Source organism: Planctomicrobium mucosum (genome assembly GCF_051466335.1).
Taxonomy (GTDB): Bacteria; Planctomycetota; Planctomycetia; order Planctomycetales; family Planctomycetaceae; genus Planctomicrobium.
Map to the genome: position 1 here is coordinate 929,636 of NZ_CP195793.1, position 22,718 is coordinate 952,353.

The window sequence follows — 22,718 nt, forward strand, 5'->3', positions numbered from 1 at the left end:
TGTGAATCATCAAAGTAAAAAAGGAAAAGCGAGTTGAATCCGGGGACACTGGCCACGGAATGAATGATCGCTCCTGATTTGAATTAGGCAACCTTAACTTCAGAGCCAGTTTCAGATCGTGTTTTGTTTGAGATGAACTGAATTCTGGAACTGCAGGCTGTTCGGGGAGGGGTGTTTGGCTCTTCCGAACCTCACTGAGACCTGAACTAGTCTTTCTTCTTTTTTGTGACTCGGCGTTGAAGAGGGCCTTTGCCGGAGTCTTCTTCGTTATCTGTGGTCAATGCCCGTCTGACCGACTCGATCAACACGTCCATTGCAAAAGGCTTACGCAGGTAGTCAACCACTCCCAGCATTTCTGCATACGCCTTATGGCGTCCCCCTTCGTTGGCGGTGATCATGATCACGCGAGGAGGATTCTCGAGAGTACGCAGGTATTCTAGAACCGGAAACCCGCCCATTCGGGGCATCATCATGTCGGTGATGATCAAATCGGGATTTTCAGTCTGAATGAGCTTCTGTCCATCAGCACCATTCGATGCAGAGAAAACGCGATACCCCGCCGATTCCAGCACGGTTCTGAGCGTAGTCTGAATTTCTCGATCGTCCTCGATGAGAACAATCTTACTGCCGGCCATATCACACTCCTGTGTGCTGCTCATTCAAACGATTTCGTCTGGAATTAAGCGAAGGTCGCGAATTGGGATTTGTCGTTATCTTATTTTGCCGGCCCGACCGACTCAACGAGGGACGAAAACTATTTGCGTGAGCGAACTTTGATTGATAGTGGAGTGTCATCAACCCTGTTCTTTATTGTGGTTTACATTCCGGTCAGCTATTTGCTGGCGTTGACGACTCGGCTTGAAGTTCTCTCAGAGTATAGAGATGTGTCTCGCTTCGTTCTGGTAAAACCATTTCTTTTTCGTTCGGAAAACGATGAACAGAAAACAACTTGCGAAACTTGGTGTTCCAGAAGCGGCGATGCCTTTGGCGATTCTGGCGATCGGAAAGGCAGTCCATGGGGGCCATCGTGGGAAAGATGTGAGAAAGTTACTGGAAGCAGTTGTGCAGAATCCACAGGAACATCTCTCGGATGAATATTTTGCGGACTTCGCGAAATCGTTGACGGAAACTCCTGTGGAGGAGGTCCGCGATCCCATTCAATATCGCACTTGGGGATCCGAGTTCATTGAACCTCTTTCGCATATTCAAATGAGAGAGGCCTGTTCCATCCCGAGCGCGGTCGGTGCTGCGCTGATGCCCGATGCTCATCCCGGATATGGTTTACCGATCGGAGGAGTGCTCGCACTCGAGGGAGCAGTGTGCCCTTACGCTGTGGGGGTCGATATTGCCTGCCGGATGAAATTGTCAGTGTTGGAGATCTCCCCGGATCGACTCCACGATCAACGGTCTGTGCTGCAATTCCGGGATGCTCTGGAGAACGGGACCGTTTTCGGGGTGGGAAAGACTTTCAAGCGGAAGAATGAGCATCCTGTGATGGATCAGGATTGGAACGTCTCACGAGTGACGCGAGAAAATAAAGATCGGGCGTGGTCGCAGTTAGGGACTTCGGGGTCTGGAAATCACTTCGTGGAGTTCGGAGTTCTCACGCTCCAGGAAGCAGAATTGGGTTTGGCACCGGGGAAGTACGTGGCGCTGTTGAGTCATAGCGGTAGCCGCGGAACGGGGGCCTCTGTTTGTTCAACGTACAGCAGTATTGCCCAGAAAAATCTTCCGGCCAAGTATCGAGATTTTGGTCGGTTGGCGTGGCTTGAATTGTCGAGTCAGGAAGGACAGGAATACTGGAACGCAATGAATCTCATGGGGGATTACGCTGCCGCGAATCACGCTGTGATTCATCGCCGAGTCAGTCAATTACTCGGTGTGAACATCATCGGCGGAGTAGAAAATCATCATAATTTCGCGTGGAAAGAAATTCACGGCGGAAAAGAAGTGATCGTTCATCGCAAGGGGGCAACACCAGCGGGAGCAGGGGTTCTTGGGGTGATTCCCGGATCGATGGCGACTCCAGCTTATGTCGTCCGGGGAAAAGGAAATCCGGAAAGCTTGCACTCTGCTTCACACGGAGCAGGGCGCGTGATGTCGCGGACACAAGCGAATGCCAAATTCCGATTCAACGCAGTGAAGAAAGATCTGGAAGCGAAAGGAATTACCGTTCTCTCTGCGGGATCGGACGAGGTTCCTGGCGTTTACAAAGATATCGACGCTGTGATGGGAGCTCAGCAGGACCTCGTTGAAGTTGTCGCAAAATTCGACCCAAAGATTGTCAAAATGTGTGGTGATGGAAGTCGAGCAGAGGATTAGCTTCGATTACCGGCGATCGGTGAAGGGAAATCGCTTTCCTGCAGTCGCATCGCCACTGCAGCTTTGAGGTCACTCGACTCCAGACGGCTTCAGTGATCCGCTGAGGGCTGAAGTCGTCCGTTTTCCAGTTCGTAGAGTTGATCTGCTAGAACGTTGGCTTCCTCACGACTGTGAGTGACATGCAGTACGGTGACCTGAGTCACCTGTCGGATGCTTCGCAATAGATCCTGCATTTGGGATCTGGTCCGTTCGTCCAAGGCACTCAGGGGCTCGTCCAGCAGCAGAATTTCTGGGCGAAACGCGAGTGCTCTCCCCAGCGCGACCCGCTGCGATTCGCCTCCGCTGAGCTGCTTAATCGAGCGTTTTAGTAGTGACTCGAGATGAAGTAACCCAGCGAGTTCATCGATCCGTTGTTTGATCCGGGATTGATGAACCCTGCGGATGCGAAGTGCAAATTCCAGATTCTCAAGGACTGACATCGATGGAAACAGTGCCAGATCCTGCGGGACGTACCCAATCTGCCGATCCGCCGGTGGTATGTGCGTGATCTCTTGGTCATTTAAGATGATCGATCCGCGCTCTACGGTTCGCAAGCCGCAGATCGCCTCCAACAATGTCGTTTTACCCGAGCCGGTACGGCCCATCAGAACCGCATAGGCACCAGTTGGGATCATGCAACTGATTCGGTCCAGCGTGAACGTCCCAGCGATGATCTTCACGTCTCGAAGTTCAATCATGCTGTTGTCCGTGCTCCCAGCAGTCGTAACAGATACAGCACAATCACAGCCATTAAGACCATCATCAATGAGATCGCTATCGCGCATTCCAGATTGCCGATTCCCAGTTCGAGGTAAATAGAAGTGGAGAGCACCTGTGTGCGAAAAGGAGTTGTTCCGGAAAAGACAAGAATTGGTCCGAATTCTCCCATCGAGCGCGCCCAGGCGATTGTGAATGAGGCGAGAATTCCAGGGATCGCCTGTGGAAGACAAACCCTCCAGAAAGCTTGAAATCGCGAGCATCCGAGCGTTCTTGCGACCGATACATAACGTGGATTAATACGGTCGAACGTCATGCGCAAAGTGCGGACAACAATCGCGGTTGAGACGACAAACTGTGCCAGGATGATGGAAGGAACCGAATAGGTGACCGGGAAATTCCATTCGTTCCTGAACCACCGCTCCAATTGCCACTGGCCGATTGAAATGTGAAACAGGGAGAGAAGGCAGAGTCCAATCACCAAGGGAGGGAGGATCAATGGAATATCAACCACTGCTTCAATCATCGAACGTCCCAGAAAGCGTTGTCGAGACAACAAGTATGCGAGTGGAGTTCCAATCCAGATGGCTAAGATTGAAGAGAACGTGCACGTCTGCATGGTCAGCCAAAACGCTGCCGCAATTTCGGGCTTTTGGATTGCTGTAATGATGTGTTCGGGAGTTGTCCTGCAGGCGATCGCTGCGAGCATCAAAACAATTAAAAGGACGTAAATTCCGCCGATGCTCCACATTATCGCGAATGCTGTCGCGTCTGAGATGAAGCGTGAATGAATCCTTCCAGGATGTTGTGTGTTCAGAGAGTTCCCGCTCATGGAATTTTCTTCCAGGGGGCTCCAGCTACCGGATGGAATCCAAACTTTCGGTAGTGAGCGAGACCGCGATCGCTCGCTGTCAGGAACCGAACAAATTCTCGAGCCTGTTCTGGTTGAGGACTTTCGAAAAGGATTGCAATCTGAATATCGGCAACTGTGTTCTCAAATTCCGGGATCGAGACCATTTCCAGGTCGGGATAGGACGTTAAAACTGCGTCATAAACAATAGCGACATCGGCCGCTCCGGATTTCACACTATTGGCCGCTTCTGTTACAGAAGACACGAATGCGGCGGTATGCTGATTCAGGATCTCCCATTTTCCAAGCGACGTGAGCACATCGCGTGTCAGTTTCCCAACCGCTGCGACTTCCGGATTCGCTTGAACCACGCGGACGTCATCCCGGAGAAGATCGCTGAAACTCCGAATCGAAAGAGGGTTGGAATCTGCGACTCCCAAAACGACCTGCATCGTGGCAATCGACGTTGCCTCTGTGACGAGGTTTCTCTGTCTTGCGATGTCGAGATAGCTGGAGTCGGCGGGCAGATAGAGGTCCCCGGTTCGACTGATCTCGATCGAGGAAAGCAGGGATTGGGATGGTCCGAACTGAAATTCGATCGGTACTCCGACTTCCTCAAAATAGTCCTGTGCAATCTCGCTCATTACCGCTCGATTGCTGGCTGCGCAGTAAAGTAATAGAGGAGGCTCAGTTTTCGCTGAAGTCGAAGAATGATTCCACGGGGATGACAAAGAGAAAGCGAGAGTCGCTGCGAGAACGATCGAGGTGAGAATCAGAAGAATGGGGCGATTCAAGTCACCTCTCCTCTCTTTTTGGGTACAATTTCACTATGGTAGACATTCCCGCAGGCGACAGCGAGCATCTTGGCTGGAACGTCTTTTTCAACGGTTGCAATTCCTGACTGCCATGATCGTGATTCCACATTTTTTACAACGTGCACCCTCCCAATCCTGGGAGCAGATTCCGATTTCATGGATTCCCGGCTGTTACGTCTGGGGTTGGTTCAAGCCAGCACAGTCGCCGACGGACGTCATTTTGCGAATTCCAGAAGAACTATTTGCAGTCCTTGCACCACAACTGACGATGCGCGGCGTCATTTCGCTCGCAGGTCTTACACCTCAGGAAGTTCATTTCTGGTCGCTCAACGGAATGCATTTCGAGTCTCATGGAGGGATGAATCCTCTTTTGGATCAGCTACTTCCTCCGCCGGTGAACTGGGCGGATTCAGGGATCACCATTCGAGCACTGGTTCCTGGAATGCAACCTTATTTTTCCGCGACTGCGATGCCTCAGCAGTCCATGGGAATGCAATTTTCTACTGGTCCTGTCAATCAAAAAACGACTGCGATGACTCCCGATGCGGAGCGTGCTTTGGCATCGATGGCTGCCGATTGGGATGCGATTCAAGTGATGGAAACGCAACTGACTCAGTTGCGTAAGCAATTGAACTCGGCTCAAGGAAGATTGCAGTCATTAAATCGCGACTTGAGTTCAGACGAACGCAGTGCGGCTGACTCTAATGATGTGAAGAACTGGCAGGATGCACGTCGATTTCTCAGAGATGCTGCGGGGCACACCTCGCGTTACATTCGTGAGTTCGACGTCGGAAGCACGAGTACTGCAGGGGTGCGGAGCCGCTTTGAAGAGATCTATAAAAAGTACGTTGCCCCAAAGGTCGCCTTCGAGGGGATTACAACGACACAGCACGAGTTCGAAGCGTATCGGAAAAGTGTTCAATCGCTGCTTGCTAAAATGCAGACCGCTTTAAGCAACGCCGGGAGTAACGGAGAGCAGAAAGCCCAGCAAGTGCTGAGTCGGATCGGTGCGAAGATGCGAAAATCACGGAACCGGGAATGAACTTCCGAAGTTCATGGCGATGTCGGCGCATGAAGGTGAGTCGTGAATTCCGTCGGGTCGACACGGTCAGGCAGTTCCAGGATAAACGTGCACCCCGATTTGCCGTCGAATCGATCGTGTACACTGATGCGGCCACCGATTTTGCGTACCAGCGTCTGGACGATGTACAGGCCTAATCCAGTCCCTTTTTGTCGTCGTTCCAACTCATTTCCACCGCGATAGAAGATCTGGAAGACCTTCTTGCGCTCATCTCGTGGAATGCCAAAACCGTTGTTCGTGAGCCTGAGGACAACGCGATTTTTTCCGTACTTTTTAAGTTGAAGCGAGACCTCCGGAGGGTCGCCTGCGTACTTGACGGAGTTTTCAATCAGGTTGGAAAGAATCAGGTCGATCACAATCTTGCGACCACGGATGACCAATGGTGCCATGTCCATTGCGAAGACTTTTTCTCGAACCAGTTTTCGCTGCATACAGAACGTATCGGCAAACTGTTCGAGCACGGGGACGAGCGCAATGTCATGCGGGTCTTCGTTTTCGCCAATGGCGTCAAGTTGGCCAACTTCCAGCAGCTGATTGATAAGCCGATCCAGCCGGTGCAGTTCTCCCGCCATGATGGCATGAAACTCGTGACGTTTTTCTTCGGTCAGATTTCTAAGTGAAAGAGTCTCCAGATAGAGTTGGAGGGCGGCGATGGGAGACTTCAATTCGTGCGTGACGCTGTCGACAAAGTTGGCTTGTCGATTGTTGAGTGCAATTTCTTTCAGGCTTAGAACCAACCAGAACGAGAGGCCTGCGAGCAACATTGTAAAAGCAACCACTCCGATGGTGAGAGTCGTCCACCAGTTGCTGCGCGACAGAATCACGATCCAGCAAATCATCAGTGTGGCGCTGAGAACCATCAGGCTGACGCTGAGTGTGATTGGCAGGCGAATTTTACGGCGACCACGAAAATACGTGCTCATGACAACATCGCTGGTAAAATGACTGGAGTGATCGTTGTGCGTGAAGGCGTTGGAATACGGATTTTATTCTGAAGGATTGACTTCTGTCGGGGGAGTCCAGTCGCCCCAGTGTGACAGGTAATGGGCGAATGCAGGGAAAGTTGTCTTCTTTTCTTCCAACCATGCGCGGGTTTGATCGACGAGTTCCTGTTCTCGTTCGAGTGTCAGCTGACCGAGCAAAACTCGCGTACGTAGGAAAACAAAGTAGGTGTCGAGAACATCTGCGCGACAGTAATCGTTGATCTCTCGGACCTGTCCTGCATCGTACATGTCCTGCACCTGTGAGCCATCGACGCCCGTCTTACCCGGCTTTCCGATGAGATTGGCCAGTAGATTCAGCCCGCCCGTCATGCGAGTTGCCCCGAAATTGCCGAACAGGTCCATCAGGTCGAGATGCGAGTTTTTGTTGTAACGGTTTCGAAACTGTTCGTATGCAGGGGCGCTTGTGTTAAACCAGTCAGGAAGTGAGATTCCGTAGCGATAGGCTGCGAGTTCCAGAACCGGCAGGTCGTAGCCTCTTCCATTGAAGGTGACCAACGTCGGGCGGCCGTAATGTCGCCACCCTTGCCAGAAGTGCTGGGTGATGACATGGGGACGATAATGCGGGTCATCGAGCACAGCGACATCGAGTAATTCGAACTCTTTACTGACTTTGATTACAGCAACGGAAATCGGCAAAACAAATGTCGGAGGGAGGACATCTCGACCGGTTTGCTCGATGAGTTCGTCTCGAAATTTTCTTAACGATTCTGTTGGCGTTAACGGGAGTCCAGAATATTTAACTTTTCCTATTAATTCTCCGTCACCGACCGCCTCGACGTCAAAAATCAGAAATCCGACATCTTTTTGCGAAGCCATAAGTGGTTTCCTGATAGTTTGTTGCAAGATGAATGGGATTGTGGAGGTCGCCGTTTTTCGCTCATCGATTCGTGAGAAATGAGATCTCGCGAATGTGAATTCCAAAAATCAGGTGCTAGGAAAAACGAAGGTCTCGGATAAGATGGTGTTAAGAATCGAAGTATGGAAGTTGCCACAGGGAGTGTATCAGGCAGCTTGTTCAAATCGCCCGATTGTAGTCTTTCTGGCCAGAAGAACTGTTTCAATCGAGTGACTCCACGGGTAAATACGGCAGTCGCAATTTTGGATGAGTGCGAATTGTCGGTGAATATGGATTCTTCAGATGGCTACTCTCTCTGAACTGCGGCGTCGATTTCTTCAATCGCCCAATTCAAAGTTGGTATCACCCGATGTTTATATTGAAGGCCTGACTGGGCATCGCTCGCTTGTTCGGTGCGATGAACCCAGTGCGAACCTGCTTGGTTTGCTGGATGAGACGACAGGTGGTCGCATACTTGTTCCCGTAGAGGAATTGGCTCGGCGTAAAACTCTGCGTGTTGAGCGAGTTCAGCTTTAATTGCTGTCTCTACGACGAAATTTTATTAGGTTATTGTATTTTCTCTGGTGAATTGAGACCAATTCATCGCGGTTAAATCTGAAATTCTTGAAGGTCAAGGCGATCTTTCAGGAAACCGCTGTTTCGGTTGTTTTGCCCCAATGTTTCACTCTGTGGAAGCCGAAACAGGCAGAATGGTTTCCCGACGGGAATTGTATTGAACTCGTTGGAGTCAGGCACGGAAGCGGCATGACCGGTGTTTCGGGAGTCAGATCTGTTTCGATCCGAAAATCTCCCAAAAATCATCTATTCAGTGAACATGCAAATTGTTCTAATGGTCTTGCTCTTGGAGTTGATTTCATCTAGCCCGAGTTGTTTTCAAACTTGTCAGCGTCAGGTGAAATTATTTGAAGGACTCATCAGTCTCCGCCGACTGTCTCCACGGGTTGAGCAATGCCGTTTGCAGCGAATTGTTGCCACAAAGCAGACGAGACGTGCCCCGCCGGAAAGTTCCAAGCTGATCAACTTCGATAGATCATCATTGCTCGCGTTCATTGGTCCGGAAACGCCGGAGTGAGCGAGCAAGCCGGTTAAATTGATTGTTGCCACACGAAAGATGACGATGCAAACTCAACAGACGACGAAGTTTGTGCGACTCCTGCCAAGTATGGATATTCCCCGTTACGCACACGTACCGGGCTCCGGAACTCCACATCCCTACCGTGATCCACGCGGTCATAGCTACAGCAAACGACCACAGCCTCCAAAGAGCCTGCGAGAAAATCAGTGGGCAGAAAATCGAAGCTATCTGATGGCTCTCGATTACTTCAACCTTGGGTTCTACTGGGAAGCCCACGATGAGTGGGAGCGTTTGCTTCGCGCGACTGGTGCTGATTCTCTCTGCGGCCTGTTCCTCAAGGGACTCGTTAAAATGGCTGCTGCTGGAATCAAAGTGCGTGAAGAGAGTATTCACGGTGTCCGTCGTCATGCTGCTTCTGCCGGAGAAGTGTTCGCTGATGTCGCTGCTGAATCCGATCAAGATCGATTCTGCGGTTTGAGCTTCACTCTTCTTCAGTTTGCTGCGGATCGTGCAGCCCAGCTGGCCTACCCAACAAACCTCGAAGCGGGCCGACCGCTGCGAGTGTTCCCATTCATCCTGATGCCCGATCCAGTTCCGCTGATCTGATTCCTGGATGACAGACACATTCAGAAAAGACCTCTCCAACTTCGATGCGGAGAGGTCTTTTCTTTTTTCGATGTTTCACTGACAGGATTCTTTCAGAACGGGAACGGCTTCGGGATGCCAGAGCGAGTGGGCTTTCGGGGTGGTCGCTTCCCTTTCTCTCGTTGAAGTTCCTCTGCAGTTGAGGTCGGGCGAGTCGGGATCTCTGTTGATGCCCCTTCGATGATCTGGCTTGTCGAGTTGAGTCCGAACAGATTAGCAAGTTCCTGTTGGTCACTTGTTTCGAGTCCGGAAAAGATCCAGCTCTCTTCTCCTTTCTTCCAACCAACAACGTGTCCCTTTTGGTAGGCAATTCGATGTCCCGCCAGTGACGGGATGCGGACTCCGCCACCGATGACCCCAGTGAGGTTCAGCGGGTCTGCTCCTGAGAGCACCACGAGGAGTGGCGGGGATTCATCGGCTCGGACCGCCCGAAGTTCTCGAATCGCTTCGCTGGTGGCAAATTGTTCGCCACTCACTCCGCGAATGAAACGGCCTCCTCGGAGTTCTCCGCGAGCTTCCAGTTTTCTAAAGACCTTCAGAAGCTGCCACCACTGTGGTGCCAGCGAATCACGGATCACGAGGTCACGAAACACGATTCCCCACCGTCGAATGAGTTGCCATGCCCATTGTTCGATGACTTCATCGTTGATTGCAGGCGTTTCGTGTCGAGGTAAACGTGTCCAACGACCGAGGCTTTGAGATTGTTGCCTCACGCGCCGAAATCGCGCGGGAAGCCCCGATGGTGCTTCCTCTCCACTGGAATGAATGAGTTGTCGCAAGCCAGCGAATCCATCTGCGGTGATCTCGCCTGTTGAAACGAGTTCTCCGAGCAGATCAGCGAGTTGGGTTGGCAAGAGTTTTAATTTCTGGCACAGATCGCTGGAGAACAGTGCTCCATGCTGTTGAAACGTCTCTAGAACGTCCTGCGCACATGGGGATAAATCTTCCGTTGGTTTGTCAGGCGAATTTTGAGTGAGCCAGGAATAGTCCTCGCGAAGGAAGAGGGAAACCGGAATTGCCCGTGTCATCGAAGCCATTGGGCGACCACTTGATTTGCGTTTTGCAGCTGGGTCGAGTCGCCCCCAACCAACGTTTCCAGAAAGACAAAGCTCATCGAGCCAGCCACTGCGGTAACCTTCGATCCGCAGAGGGAGAACCGATTGTTCCCACGCACCTGCGCTCAGGTCGATCCCTTGAAGTTGAGAGATCACTTCGTGCAGGCCATCGACTCCTTGCTTCTGGAATCCTGGGATCGCTCCCTGCAAACGAAACAGGTATTCCAGATAGATCGCTGGCGGGACTGCTTCGATTTCCGCCCGAAGCCCATTGATTGTGCGACGGTGGATTCGTGAAAGTAAACGACGATGGCACCATTCGATCTCAGGGGATTCGCTGGGAATATTTCCTTCGGTATTCGCGAAGCGTCCACGAAGAACCAGACCTTCTCCTTCAATTGCTTCGAGACAGGCGAAGACACGGTTGACTGGAAGTCCGAGGAGTTCGGAGATTTCAATCGCAGTGACCGGACCACATGTTTCGAGCCATCCTCGTAATAGGCTGAGAAGTGATTCCGCAGCGTCGCATGTCTTCATTAACGACTCTGGGAGTGTCACGGTCTTTGAGGGACTTGCATCCGGAAAGATTGCCGTGACTGCAGGCCAGCTCTCTGTCGCCGCCCAGCCAATGCGAGGAGATGATGCAAGGTTCCAGCGAAACCGAACCGCACGCCGTTGTGATTCCAGTTCAGCAAACAACTCTTCTTTGTCTAAAAGCTGATTGGTTGTCAGAGTGTAAGCTGTTGCGCTGAGAGCAGAGTCCGGTGAGGAAACTTCAGGAATCAGAATGCGACTGACCAGGAGATCGTGCAACTCATCCAGATCACGGACCTCTGGCTGCGCTTCAGCGACGACGTCGGAGATCGCCCGCGGATCAAGTCGGCCGAGGTCTCGTAATCCTTCGACGCTGAGAGATCGACGCGTGGCGACAGCACGTGCGCGGCGTTCTTGAACCTCTCCTCCGTCGAGAAATGCGTAGGGGTTTGCGTTGAGGAGTTCGTATGCAAATGGAGAGGGCTCTCGGGTGTCTCGGCCGATAAGGGTAATTTCGCCTGACTCAATTTTACCCAGAATTTCTGTGAGACCCTCGATGTTCAATGCCTCGAAGAGACAATCTTCGATTGTTTGTCGCATGAGCGGGTGATCAGGAATTTCGTGGTCACCGACGATGTTCTCCTGGCACCCGGTCAGCTTCGGGAAGACTGCAGTGAGCATGTCTTCAGATCGAAATCGTTGTAACGCCGGAGGGACCTTCTTCCCGCCACGCATCCGTTCCAGAAACAATGCACGTGTAATATTCCATCGCCAGCGGAGATGAAACATTGGTGCAATCAGCAACGCCTGCTCCAGGAGATTGCGTGCGTTGTCGGTCCGCATCATTGGAAACAGTGTTTCAATCGGAAAGCTGTGTTGAGGTCCAAGAGATAAAATGAAACCGTCGTCATCGGCTGTGGCCTGAAGCTCAAAATCGAAGGATCGACAGAATCTCTTGCGAAACGCGAGCCCCCATCCGCGATTGATACGGCTTCCGAAAGGGGCATGAACGACGAGTTGCATTCCCCCGGATTCATCAAAAAAACGCTCGAAAACGATTTGATTCTGAGTGGGAAGAAGACCGATGGCAGCTCGCTGCGCAGCCATATAAATGACGGTTTGCCATGCTGCCGACTCACAGCAGCCGGTCTCGCGCAGCAACCAATCAGCGATTGATTGCCATTTCGCCGGTCGGTCAACTTCATCAGCAATCAAGTCACGTTCAGTTGCGGGAATCGTTGCGGATCGTTGCTCAGCCTGAATGAGCTTCTCCTGCAGTTCTTCCCGCAAACAAGAGATCTCTTCTGAAAGCTCGATCGTTCTGCCGGGTGCTTCACCTTGCCAGAAGGGAATCGATGGAGGAGCCCCTTGTGCATCAGAAACAAGGAGATCGTTTCCTCTGAGGCGTTGAATTCTCCATGAGGTGTTTCCAAGGAGGAAGACATCGCCCGCTGAGCTTTCGACCGCAAATTCTTCATCGACAGATCCGACAACCGTATTTTCCTCTTCGAGAACAACTCGAACGGAATCAATTTCAGCGATGGCCCCACCATTGCTGAGTGCCAACAGTCTGGCTGCACGTCTTCCTTTCACCCGGTTGTTGATTCGATCGTAGTAGATCATCGCTCGACCGCGACCTTCATTCGGGGTGAGCCCTGTGCTGAGCAGGTCGAGAACCTGCTCGAAGTGCTCCCATGACAGGTGACGATACGGCCACGCCTGAGTGAAACATCTATAGAGGGCGTCAGCATTCCATTCACTTGCCGACACCTCAGCGACAATTTGCTGAGAGAGAATATCAAGCGGGGCTTCCGGAATGGGCGTGACGTCTAGCCGACCGTTTCTGACAGCCCGGATGAGAGCCATGCACTCCACGAGTTCATCTCGGGAGATCGCGAAGAGTCGTCCTTTAGGGACGAGACCGAGTGCGTGGCCAGATCGACCAATTCGTTGCAGGAAGGGGGCGATTCCTCGGGGAGATCCAATTTGAATGACGAGATCGATGTAACCAACATCAATGCCCAGTTCGAGCGACGATGTTGCAACAACAGCTTTGATCTCTCCGTTTTTGAGTCGCTGTTCCGTGTCGAGTCGGATTTCTTTAGCGAGGGAACCGTGGTGGCTCCCCACTTCATTTTCTCCGAGTAGCTGACTCAACTGGTGAGTCAGGCGTTCCGCCATTCTTCGCGTGTTGACGAAAATGAGTGTGCTACGGTGCGACTGGACAAGTTCGACGATTCGATTGTTGACCTCGGCCCATTGTTCAGAAGAGCAGACTGCCTGCAAGTCGCTGGGAGGAACTTCGACTGCCAGATCGAGTTCACGTGTGTGGCCGACATTCACGATGCGACAAGGGGACGACCTGCTCCGACAATTCAGGGCCACTTCATGGTCGGCAGCTTTCTTGTGTTCAATTCCACCGACCAGAAAATCAGCCATGCGCTCAATCGGCTTTTGTGTCGCTGACAAACCGATCCGTTGTAGTGGTTGGTCGGTGAGTGCCTCGAGTCGCTCCAGCGATAATGCGAGATGCGAACCTCGTTTGTCACGCACGACCGCGTGAATTTCGTCAACGATCACAGTGTTGACGCTGCGCAGCATGTCGCGGCTTTTTTCCGAAGTCAGCAGCAGATAGAGCGATTCCGGGGTGGTGACGAGAATGTGAGGAGGGTTCTTGACGATTTTGGAACGGTGATAAGCTGATGTGTCCCCTGTGCGCAGACCAGTGCGGAGGGGGCAAATGTCCATTCCCCAGTCGATCGCGACTTGGTGGATCTCAGCGAGAGGCTTCTCAAGGTTTTTCTGCATGTCGTGGGAGAGAGCACGCAGCGGAGAGATGTAGAGAACCTGCAATCCCGGTTGGAGCTCGCCTGCGACTGACTGACGAAACAGTCGATCGATGACGGCGAGGAAAGCTGTGAGCGTCTTTCCGCTCCCCGTCGGTGCAGCAATGAGAGTGTGTGCCCCCGCAGCAATGTGAGGCCAACCTTCACGCTGCGGATCTGTTGGAGATACGAATCGTGAAGCAAACCAGTCCTGAATCACTGGATGAAACAGGGAGAGAGCATTTGAAGTAATTATGTGACACCTCCTGTACAACCGAACATGTTACGCGGGAATGTGTAGAACTTCCAGTACAGGACGTCGGAGGATGAGAACGAGAGTGCTTCATCTGCCGAAAATCGCGAGAATTCTTCTGCAATTCCCTATGGCGATTTGACGGCTCAGATGAACATCCGAAGTAGCACGAAGGTGTTGCTGACTTAGGGAAGCGTGGATGTGGATCGCGTAGAAAAATTGTTTGAACGCTGTGTTTCTTCATGCGGGAATGTCAAACTCTCCCGAGTGACGCTTGCAGTCCGATCAAATTGATCGCTGCTGCCGGTGTCAGAGCGAGTTCCTGATCCCCAGAAACTTTTTGTAGCGAACATCGTGAATTCAAATCAGCCCCCCGTCAAACAGAAAGTCAAACAGACACTTCTGGATCAGATTGTCGGCTGGACGCTGCTGTTGTTTGTGGTCTTCCTCGGCTACTGCTACTGGATCGGCACGGCCCATCTTTTCGTGGTGGTTCTTTACGGGGTGCTTACTGTCGTCACGTTTTGTGCGTACTTCATCGACAAGAAGGCCGCACAATGGGACCGAAGACGGATTTCGGAAAGTTATCTGCACCTGCTCTCACTCTTCGGAGGCTGGCCGGGCGCTTACCTTGGACAGAGATATCTTCGCCATAAGTCGGCAAAGAGTTCATTCCGGTTGATGTTTCTCGTGACCGTCTTCGTGAACGTTTTTGTGTTCGCAGTGCTGACACATTCGCTGGTGCAGAAATCAGTGAAGAGCACGTTCGGGTTCTGAAAGACTGCCGAAAGCGGAGTCTACTGATGAGCGACGCCGAATGAGTTGGCCTGTCGCAGCAGATCGCTTCCTGTCTGCGACGGAGTGTTTGCTGCTTCGAAGAGCTTATTCTTGCATAAGAGTTCAATCGGCAGGCGGACGATAAAGGTACTTCCTTTGCCAAACTCACTTTCCAGCAAGACCTCTCCCCCGAGTAGCTTCGAGAGTTCTTTGACAATTGAAAGCCCCAGTCCGGTTCCTTCATATTCTCGCGTCAGTGTGTTCGTTCCACGCTGATTCTGCCCCTGGCGGAACTTTTCAAAGATGACTGCCTGATCTTCGAGCGGAATACCGATTCCGCTATCGGCGACAACCACTTCGAACAAGTTGTTGCCGCAGTTATGGGCTTCAACGCGAATGCGCCCCCCCTCAGGAGTGAACTTAATGGCGTTCGAGAGGAGGTTGTAAATGATCTGCTGGAGTTTGCCGATGTCTTGGACGATGACCGGTAACGTCGGGTCGACACTCGACTGCATGTCGATGTTTTTCTTCTCTGCGAGAGGCCGCATCGACAACGTGATCCGCTCGATCAGATCATCGATGGTGAAGTCGATGACGTTGAGTTCCATGCGACCCGCTTCGATCTTGGCCAAGTCGAGAATATCGTTGATCAGGGTCAGCAGATTCTGTCCGGAAGTCCGGATGTTGAGCATGTATTTCTTTTGTTTGTCGGTGAGGTTCTCTGCGCTCGAAAGAACATCGCTGAAGCCAAGAATACTGTTTAATGGGGTCCGGAGTTCATGGCTCATTGTTGCCAGAAACTCATTCTTGATCTTATTCATTTCGTGCAGGCTCAAGTTCGCGCGAGCCAACTCATCGACCTTTCCGTCAAGATCCGTGTTCAGATGGCGGAGTTCCTCCTGAGTGGTCACGAGGTGACGCAACATGCGGTTGAACGCGTGGCTGAGTTCCTGGAACTCGTCGCCGGTGCGGATGTCTGCCCGCTGGTCCAGTTCACCACGTGCAATGGCGTCGCTGACGTCTTTCAGATGGATGACCGGTTTGACGATGACATACCGCACGATCGCGTAAGCGACGAGCATCGCCAGACAGGTCGTGATCATCGCCATCACAATCAGGACAGCGTTGTTCTTGGCGATTGAACTATGCATTTCGTCGAGATTGAACGTCGTTTGAGCAATCGCCATGACGTCTCCCGCGTTCTCAACCAACGGCGGAATGTTCTGGCTCTTGTGGCAGGTCATACATTCCTGTTTGGCGACCACTTTTTCGAAGAAGTGATACAGGCGACCTTTTGTGTCTTCATGAACGGCATACGTTTCGTTCTGAAAGAGCAGCCGATTGATCGCATCGTTTTCAAAGAGGACACCCCCGCCGCGACGAGTCGGATCGTCGGTGTCAACGAGAATGAATTTCCACGAATACTCTTTCAGGTCTGCTGGCTTGAGCCAGCTGGCGAGCCCTTTGACGAACGGAACGATCTCCGGGTCTGCCATCTTCTCCCAGTGCATCGTTTGCAGGTTCTGGGCGGTCAGGAGTTGTCCACGATGGCGGTTCTGGGTGTTGAAAATTCGTTGATTCAAGGCAGCGTAAAAATAAAAGCTCCCTGTAATCAAAAACAGCAGTGTCACCCCGAACAGCAGGCGACACTTCCGTTCGAGGCTAGTTTCTCCCAGGAGCTTTTTGAAAGTGCGATACGACATTGCATCAAAACCAAAGGCATCAAAACTGGGAATAGAGAAGGCTTGTCAACTGCTCAGGCCCTAGTATGGCGGGGTTTCTCATTTCGAACAACGGGAAGTCAGATTCATGAAGAGACTTGCCTTCCGTTTCAGGATCGACTGATGATTTCCTTGAGTTCCTGCATCCCAATCAGCTTGCCGAACACTACAAATGTAAGCAGACCACCGAACCCGGGGATTCCGAGATAAATCAGTTTTTGCGAGGTGGTTGCCGGTTCGTTCAGTCCTTGTAAAAGCAGCAGACAGACAATTGACATCACAACGCTGGCGAGCAGGCTCTTCCACAAAGTCTGCACAATCTCGTTCCAGAGGAGACCCGAAACCCGAAGGTTGAGTTGGTAAATCGACAGGATGACCTGAATCGAAAATGCGATCACGTTCGCGAGTGCGATTCCCACTCCCCCAAGAAACGTCATCAGGACCAGATTCAAGACGATATTCAGGCTGAGCGCTAGGGTTCCTAATCTCAACGGGGTGATTCGATCGTTCATGGCGTAGAATGCCCGGTTCAAAATCGCAATTCCGATATAGCACCAGACTCCACACCCATACGTGGCGATGATTCGGGATGTCAGAACTGCGTCGCGCATACTGAACTCCCCACGTTGAAAGAGTGCGAGTGTAATGGGCCAGGCAAGAACGCACAGTCCAGCACTGGCAGGGAGCGCGATAGCCAGCATCAGTCGCACGCCTCGAGTGAGGTCTTTGCGCAGCAAGTCGCTTTCTCCACGGCTCGCGTGCTGGGTGAGCAACGGATAAAGCACTGTTCCGAGTGCGATTCCAAAGACTCCCACCGGGAATTGGTACATCCGCTGGCCGATATAAAGTGCTGAAGCAGTTCCGGATTCCAGTAGCGGTGCGATTCCCCAAAGTTCACACCACGCTTTGCTCCCATCATCAGGCTGCGAAAATCCCCAGGCAAGCAGGCTGTCGATCAGTGCCGTTGATTGGAGAATTGACATGCCCACAATGGTTGGGATCATCATTCGAAATACGGCCGCTACATACTTCTTCCCCGGCTTCCAGTCTTGAATGAGTCCGAGTCCCTGCCGATGCAGGGCGTAGATAGGAACAATCAGTTGCAGGCATCCTGCGAACGTCACGGATGTTGCTGCCAGTGCAGCTTGTTCGAAAGGAACCGAAACATTGGCCCAGATAATGACCATCGCGATGAGCCAAACAAGATTCAGAACAATCGGCACGAAGGCAGGCCAGAGGAATTGTCGATGGGCATGCAATGCTGCGCAGAAGAGTGCTGTCAGGCAGATCAACAGGCTATAGGGCAACATGATCGCAAGGAGTTGCAGCAGAACCTGTGTCGCAGACGAAACCTTGATGTAAAGCAGTGTTAAAACAATCGCCGATTCACCCAATAAAACTGCGCTGAACAGTAAGCATGCAGAGGCGAGAGCGACCGCTGTCATCATCTGCCGGGCGGCGAGGAGACCATTCTCTTCCCGGCACTTCACGTACAAAGGGAGAAATGCAGTACTGAGTGCACCTTCTCCAAGGAGTTGTCGTGTCAGATTCGGGATTCGGAAGGCAACCAGAAAGGCGTCGAGCGTTGTTCCGGCTCCAAACAACGAAGCCATTCCCATGTCGCGGAGCATTCCGAGAATTCTCGAAATCACAGTCCCCATACTCACCAGGCGAACATTCGCCATGAGTCGGGATGAATCTGTCCGCTGTGCCTTTTGCTCTGTGGGACTTGTCGCGTGTTCAGCCAATTGCAGCCTCGCACTGCATCTTCGGACAGTGATTCGATCGCATGGCTGGAATTTTCCTGACTCACAATTTGATGTACAAAAAACGTCGGCATTGTCGTTTTACCGGGCGGTAGAAAGAGACACTCGCTCCGGGAAAATTAGTGCCTGTCTTCGCCGGTGAGTTCCAATTCGATTGCGTCTGCCTGGTGGGCCAGATCGAGGACGGTTAGTCGAATTTCTTCGACGTCGACTGTCGCTAATGGATAGCTGCAAAGGGCGATGAAATAATCCTGTTCGTTCTCGTTGCGAATGGCAATCGCTCCATGCGACATTTTCGAATTGAGTTTGAGTGCAGAGTAACAGAACTCCTTGTCGGCAGGGCAGCATAGGCTGTAGATCTGCAGGAGACGCTCTTGAATTTCGTGCTTGCTGACTTCGACGTGAACTGTCTGGCTCCGCCCGTCGGACATGGTGACGAGCACTTCAAAGTGTTCCCCGTGGCGTTTCCATTGAACCTGTGGTTCGTGGTCGAACGCTTCAAATACCAACGTTTCCAGGTCGCGAACCTGTCCTTGTACTGCCTGCAGCAACGAGGCTGCTTCGATTCCGTTTTGCGGGCGGTTCGCTGGACTTTTCTCCATCATCATTGCCAGGCATTCAGCGAGTTCCAGCGGGATATCCGGGCGAATATGTCGGATGTTGGGGGGAGGCTCGTGTTGGATCGCTTGTGAAAGACTATGAAAGTCCTTGCCAATGAACGGGACATGCCCCGTCAGCATCACGAAAAGCGAGACTCCGAGAGCATAGACGTCACTCGCTGGGGTCGCTTCAAGACCCTGAAGAACTTCCGGCGCCATGAAATGAGGCGTGCCGGCGAGTGTTCCAGACGCCATCAGAGCGCTTTGGCTGTGAAGACGTTTTGCCAGTCCAAAGTCGGCAATTTTCGGAGTTCCCTGATGTGATAGCAGAACGTTATCAGGCTTCAGGTCTCGGTGAACGATACCGACTCGATGGGCCGCCGCGAGTCCGTCTGCGATGCCAAGTGCGATTGTCGTTGCCCGGATCGGAAGTAACTGCTGGTCGCCGATGACCTTTTGAAGCGATCGACCGGGAACGAATTCCATCTCCAGATAATGCAGCCCTTCAAATCCTCCGATCGCATGAACCGTGACAATGTTTTCAGCGTTGAGTGCGGCGGCAGCCTGACCTTCAGAATAAAAACGGGCGAGGTATTCCTGATCTTTCGCGACAAGAGAAGGGGAAAGAATCTTGAGTGCGCAGGTTCGGTTCAGCTGAAGGTGTCGAGCGAGAAATACCCATCCCATCCCTCCGCGGCCGAGGAGAGATTGGATGTGATAATGAGCGACTACCTCACCGACGAGATAGTACAGGTCATCCTCTTTTCCTTTGCGGATGAGAGGGGGTTCACTCTTCGAGGGGCGCGAGATCGTGATCGTGTTGAGCATCGCATCGTGCAAACCACTGATCGGCATCCCGCAGCGTGGACATTCCCCGGAGCCCGTTCTGCCGAGAAAGGCTTCGTTGCACGCAGCGCAGTAGATTGTCAGTGGGTCGGCGGAGGAATTGGACACAATATTCTCGGTTGAGTTTCAAAACCCAGATTGTCAGTTTCCGCTGACGGCGCGCAGTGGTCAGTTGGAGGAACATCCCCTCACGTTATTGTCGATGCCTTGTCGCAGGAATCACTTCCGTGAGGAGCAGGGGAGACTAATTCTCGCTGCGGATCCAGTTGGCGGTGACGCCCTTTAATGTTTGCGCCACAACGCAATATCGCTCTGCCAGTTCAATCAGCTTCTGTAATTTCTGATCTGGTGCGGTGGAATTAATTTCGAAGGTCAGCTCGATATTTTGAAAGCCAACTGGCGTTTCCCGGCTGACTCCGAGTGTTCCTCTGAAGTCGAGAGTCCCAGCCGCGTTGATTCTCGCGTTGGTAATGGGAATCTCCATGCTTGTCGCCACTGCTGCAAACGTGACTCCCGCACAACCGATCAGCGACTCCAGCATCATTTCAGCAGCACATGCAGTCAGGCCATCCCCGCCCGTCATCGGATGCATGCCTGTCCGTGAGAGAGGTGGCCCGTTGCGATCAATTCGACAGGTCAACGTGTCGACCTCAATTGTTCCGGTCACTTTCAGGACGCCGAGAGCCTGCTCTGGGTTCTGGCGGTACTGCTCTTTGAATGGGGCCTGAATAGCCCGAAGGTCTTCGGCCTGCATAGGAGAACGTTCTTGGTTGATGGCATTTGCGAAAACACAAGTTCACTCAGTATGAACAAGAGGCTCCGCGGGAAAATTTGTTTTTGAAGACAGCATGATATCCTGAAGAAGGCTGGCAGGACCAGAATTGGCTGCCAATTTTGTCCCCGACTTCTGAATTCTGCGTTGGTCGTGTTCCGGTTTTCTGACACGCATTGACAACGCGTGTTCGGGGCGATGTGATTCAAAAAATCTGACTTGCTGGAAGAAATTGGTCAGAAGACCCGCTGAATTAAGAGAAGACTTTGTTGATGTCAAAAATTCGAAAGTTGATCGATCAGGACGAAATTGCACAGGCCGTTTTGGAACTGGGGGCCAGAATTTCTGCTGATTATCAAGGCAAAGATGTCACGCTGCTCGGAGTCCTGACCGGGAGCATCGTCCTTGTCACGGATTTGATGCGGCAGATTCAGATCCCTCATGAACTCGGACTGGTTCAGGCGAGTAGCTATCGTGGGACAGCGACGACCGCTGGGGAACTTCACATCAATCTCGACTTTCTTCCAGACATTCGTGGCCGAGACATCCTGTTGATCGATGATATTTTCGATACCGGAAAGACGCTGACAGGGATCGCAGAAAAGCTCAAAGAGCTGAGTCCGAACTCGATTCGAACTGCGGTGTTGCTATGGAAAACCGTGCGGAGAGAAGTTGACGCTGTGCCGGATTACTTTTGCTTTCAGATTCCGGATGAATTTGTTGTCGGCTACGGTTTGGATTTCAACAACCGCTATCGCCATTTGCCGTATATCGGGGTCGTGGAAGAATAAAAAGGCAGCAGCAGGATTAATTCCCACCGCTGCCTAGTTCTTAGATATTCATTGCGGACGTGTTACTTCAGATTCTTTGCGAGCAATTCCGCGATCTGAATCGCGTTGGTAGCAGCTCCTTTGCGGAGGTTGTCGCTGACGCACCAGAACGACAAGCCGTTCGGATGTGACAGGTCTTTTCGGATTCGTCCGATGAAGACAGCGTCAGATCCATCGCATGTGCTCGGGAGTGGGTACTGCCCGTTCTTCAGATCGTCGACTACCTTGATGCCAGGAAACGCAGAGAAGAGTTTTTTCGCTTCTTCGACGGAAACTGGTCGTTCGGTTTCGACGGTAATCGTTTCGCTGTGGCAGTTTGAAACCGGAACACGAACGCACGTCGGGTTCACTTGAATGCTGTCGTCTCCGAGAATCTTGCGAGTCTCGTAAACCATTTTCAGCTCTTCACTCGTGTACCCATCTTCTTTCTCACCACCGATTTGCGGAATACAGTTAAACGCAATCGGGTGCTTGAATGTGGTGTAGGTGTAATCCTGACCCGCGAGGAAGGCTCGCGTTCCATCCACGAGATCTGCGGTTCCTTGCACCCCTGCACCGCTAGTTGCCTGGTAAGTACTGACGATGACACGCTTTACCTTCGCTGCGTCGTGCAATGGTTTCAGTGCCACCACCATTTGCGTGGTCGAGCAGTTTGGGCTGGCGATGATCCCTTTTGCATTCAGGGCAGCTTCTGGATTCACCTCCGGGATGACGAGAGCGACACCCTCTTTCATTCGCCAGTAACCCGACTCATCAATCACTTTACAGCCAGCTTCGACTGCTGCTGGAAGGTATTCGGCTGCGACATCATCAGGTGTCGACGCAATGACCAAGTCCGACCCGGCGAAACAGGTTTTCGTCAGCTCTTCGACGATGTGAGTTTGACCGTTGAATGTGAGTTCGGTCCCCGCAGATCGTTTGGATGCAAGGAAACGGAACTTTTTCGCTGGGAATTTTCGTTCTTCCAACAGCTGGCGCATAATCCGTCCAACGGCCCCGGTGGCTCCAATGACGGCAACATTCTGAAACACGATCGACTCCAACGTCAGAAAAGGACAGGGTTTCTGCTCAGGCAGATCTCATCGCAGTCAGCTGCGGCGAGGAACGAATATTGTATCTGTTTAATCCGAAGAGTTGCAAACAGTCTTGAGTCTGCACTGTTTCGGAGATTTTCTGATTCAGTTTTAGTGGAATCATTGAGTTGTGAGTTGTGGAATGCCCCATCGCTTGACCGCCTAGAAAAGTTTGGCTTCACATCTCCTCAGTCGAAAATTGTTGGAACTGTTCAGTCAGACCATCTCTCTGACTCACCTTGCAGTGATCTGCTCGGAACATC

Annotated in this window: 18 protein-coding genes; 6 read left to right on the forward strand and 12 right to left on the reverse strand. The window is 52.0% G+C overall.

All coding sequences use genetic code 11. The features are described from left to right. Window positions 1-206: 206 nt before the first annotated feature. Entirely contained in the window at window positions 207-635 is a 429-nt protein-coding gene (locus tag SH668x_RS03795; protein WP_437187367.1) for a response regulator transcription factor, read from the reverse strand. Between the two features lie 298 nt (window positions 636-933). Between SH668x_RS03795 and SH668x_RS03800 the strand changes: the two genes are divergently transcribed. Then, on the forward strand, window positions 934-2,322 hold the full coding sequence (locus SH668x_RS03800; protein WP_437187368.1) for an RtcB family protein: 1,389 nt from the start codon (window positions 934-936) through the stop codon (window positions 2,320-2,322). A gap of 89 nt (window positions 2,323-2,411) precedes the next feature. Here SH668x_RS03800 and SH668x_RS03805 read toward each other — a convergent pair whose 3' ends face one another. The 3 genes from SH668x_RS03805 to modA form a co-directional block, all read right to left on the reverse strand. Next, a complete protein-coding gene (locus SH668x_RS03805) occupies window positions 2,412-3,059 on the reverse strand; it encodes an ABC transporter ATP-binding protein (RefSeq protein ID WP_437187369.1) in 648 nt (215 codons plus the stop codon). After that, window positions 3,056-3,829, reverse strand: coding sequence for an ABC transporter permease (locus tag SH668x_RS03810; RefSeq protein WP_437187370.1), 774 nt, complete (start codon window positions 3,827-3,829; stop codon window positions 3,056-3,058). Before SH668x_RS03810 ends, SH668x_RS03805 begins: the two co-directional genes overlap by 4 nt. Before the next feature lie 77 nt (window positions 3,830-3,906). After that, a complete protein-coding gene (gene modA, locus SH668x_RS03815) occupies window positions 3,907-4,722 on the reverse strand; it encodes a molybdate ABC transporter substrate-binding protein (protein ID WP_437187371.1) in 816 nt (271 codons plus the stop codon). Window positions 4,723-4,834: 112 nt separating this feature from the next. Between modA and SH668x_RS03820 the strand changes: the two genes are divergently transcribed. Then, the gene (locus SH668x_RS03820) at window positions 4,835-5,785 is read left to right on the forward strand and encodes a hypothetical protein (RefSeq protein ID WP_437187372.1); all 951 of its coding nucleotides are present in this window, start codon (window positions 4,835-4,837) and stop codon (window positions 5,783-5,785) included. An 11-nt stretch (window positions 5,786-5,796) separates the two neighbouring features. Here the strand turns inward: SH668x_RS03820 and SH668x_RS03825 are convergent, their stop codons facing one another. Then, entirely contained in the window at window positions 5,797-6,747 is a 951-nt protein-coding gene (locus tag SH668x_RS03825) for a sensor histidine kinase (protein WP_437187373.1), read from the reverse strand. Window positions 6,748-6,810: 63 nt separating this feature from the next. Further along, complete coding sequence (locus SH668x_RS03830) at window positions 6,811-7,644, reverse strand: 3'-5' exonuclease (protein ID WP_437187374.1); 834 nt, start codon at window positions 7,642-7,644, stop codon at window positions 6,811-6,813. A 322-nt stretch (window positions 7,645-7,966) separates the two neighbouring features. Here SH668x_RS03830 and SH668x_RS03835 point away from each other — a divergent pair, with 322 nt between their 5' ends. After that, the gene (locus tag SH668x_RS03835; RefSeq protein WP_437187375.1) at window positions 7,967-8,200 is read left to right on the forward strand and encodes a hypothetical protein; all 234 of its coding nucleotides are present in this window, start codon (window positions 7,967-7,969) and stop codon (window positions 8,198-8,200) included. 601 nt (window positions 8,201-8,801) lie between these two features. Further along, window positions 8,802-9,365: a DUF309 domain-containing protein gene (locus SH668x_RS03840; protein ID WP_437187376.1), complete on the forward strand. Its 564-nt coding sequence runs from the start codon at window positions 8,802-8,804 to the stop codon at window positions 9,363-9,365. A 92-nt stretch (window positions 9,366-9,457) separates the two neighbouring features. Here SH668x_RS03840 and SH668x_RS03845 read toward each other — a convergent pair whose 3' ends face one another. After that, the gene (locus tag SH668x_RS03845; protein ID WP_437187377.1) at window positions 9,458-14,038 is read right to left on the reverse strand and encodes a DEAD/DEAH box helicase; all 4,581 of its coding nucleotides are present in this window, start codon (window positions 14,036-14,038) and stop codon (window positions 9,458-9,460) included. 387 nt (window positions 14,039-14,425) lie between these two features. On the opposite strand from SH668x_RS03845, the gene SH668x_RS03850 reads away from it, so the two are divergent. Next, complete coding sequence (locus SH668x_RS03850) at window positions 14,426-14,848, forward strand: DUF1294 domain-containing protein (RefSeq protein WP_437187378.1); 423 nt, start codon at window positions 14,426-14,428, stop codon at window positions 14,846-14,848. 20 nt (window positions 14,849-14,868) lie between these two features. Here the strand turns inward: SH668x_RS03850 and SH668x_RS03855 are convergent, their stop codons facing one another. The 4 genes from SH668x_RS03855 to SH668x_RS03870 form a co-directional block, all read right to left on the reverse strand. Further along, window positions 14,869-16,551, reverse strand: coding sequence for a sensor histidine kinase (locus tag SH668x_RS03855; protein WP_437187379.1), 1,683 nt, complete (start codon window positions 16,549-16,551; stop codon window positions 14,869-14,871). A gap of 128 nt (window positions 16,552-16,679) precedes the next feature. After that, a complete protein-coding gene (murJ, locus tag SH668x_RS03860; RefSeq protein WP_437187380.1) occupies window positions 16,680-18,254 on the reverse strand; it encodes a murein biosynthesis integral membrane protein MurJ in 1,575 nt (524 codons plus the stop codon). Between the two features lie 200 nt (window positions 18,255-18,454). Continuing rightward, a complete protein-coding gene (locus SH668x_RS03865; protein ID WP_437187381.1) occupies window positions 18,455-19,888 on the reverse strand; it encodes a protein kinase domain-containing protein in 1,434 nt (477 codons plus the stop codon). 136 nt (window positions 19,889-20,024) lie between these two features. Next, window positions 20,025-20,534, reverse strand: coding sequence for an OsmC family protein (locus tag SH668x_RS03870; protein ID WP_437187382.1), 510 nt, complete (start codon window positions 20,532-20,534; stop codon window positions 20,025-20,027). Window positions 20,535-20,824: 290 nt separating this feature from the next. Between SH668x_RS03870 and hpt the strand changes: the two genes are divergently transcribed. Then, window positions 20,825-21,343 carry a hypoxanthine phosphoribosyltransferase gene (gene hpt / locus SH668x_RS03875; protein ID WP_437187383.1) on the forward strand — a complete coding sequence of 173 codons (519 nt, stop codon included), beginning with the start codon at window positions 20,825-20,827 and terminating at the stop codon, window positions 21,341-21,343. Window positions 21,344-21,405: 62 nt separating this feature from the next. On the opposite strand, the gene SH668x_RS03880 is transcribed toward hpt, so the two are convergent. Beyond that, window positions 21,406-22,413, reverse strand: coding sequence for an aspartate-semialdehyde dehydrogenase (locus SH668x_RS03880; protein ID WP_437187384.1), 1,008 nt, complete (start codon window positions 22,411-22,413; stop codon window positions 21,406-21,408). Window positions 22,414-22,718: the final 305 nt, after the last annotated feature.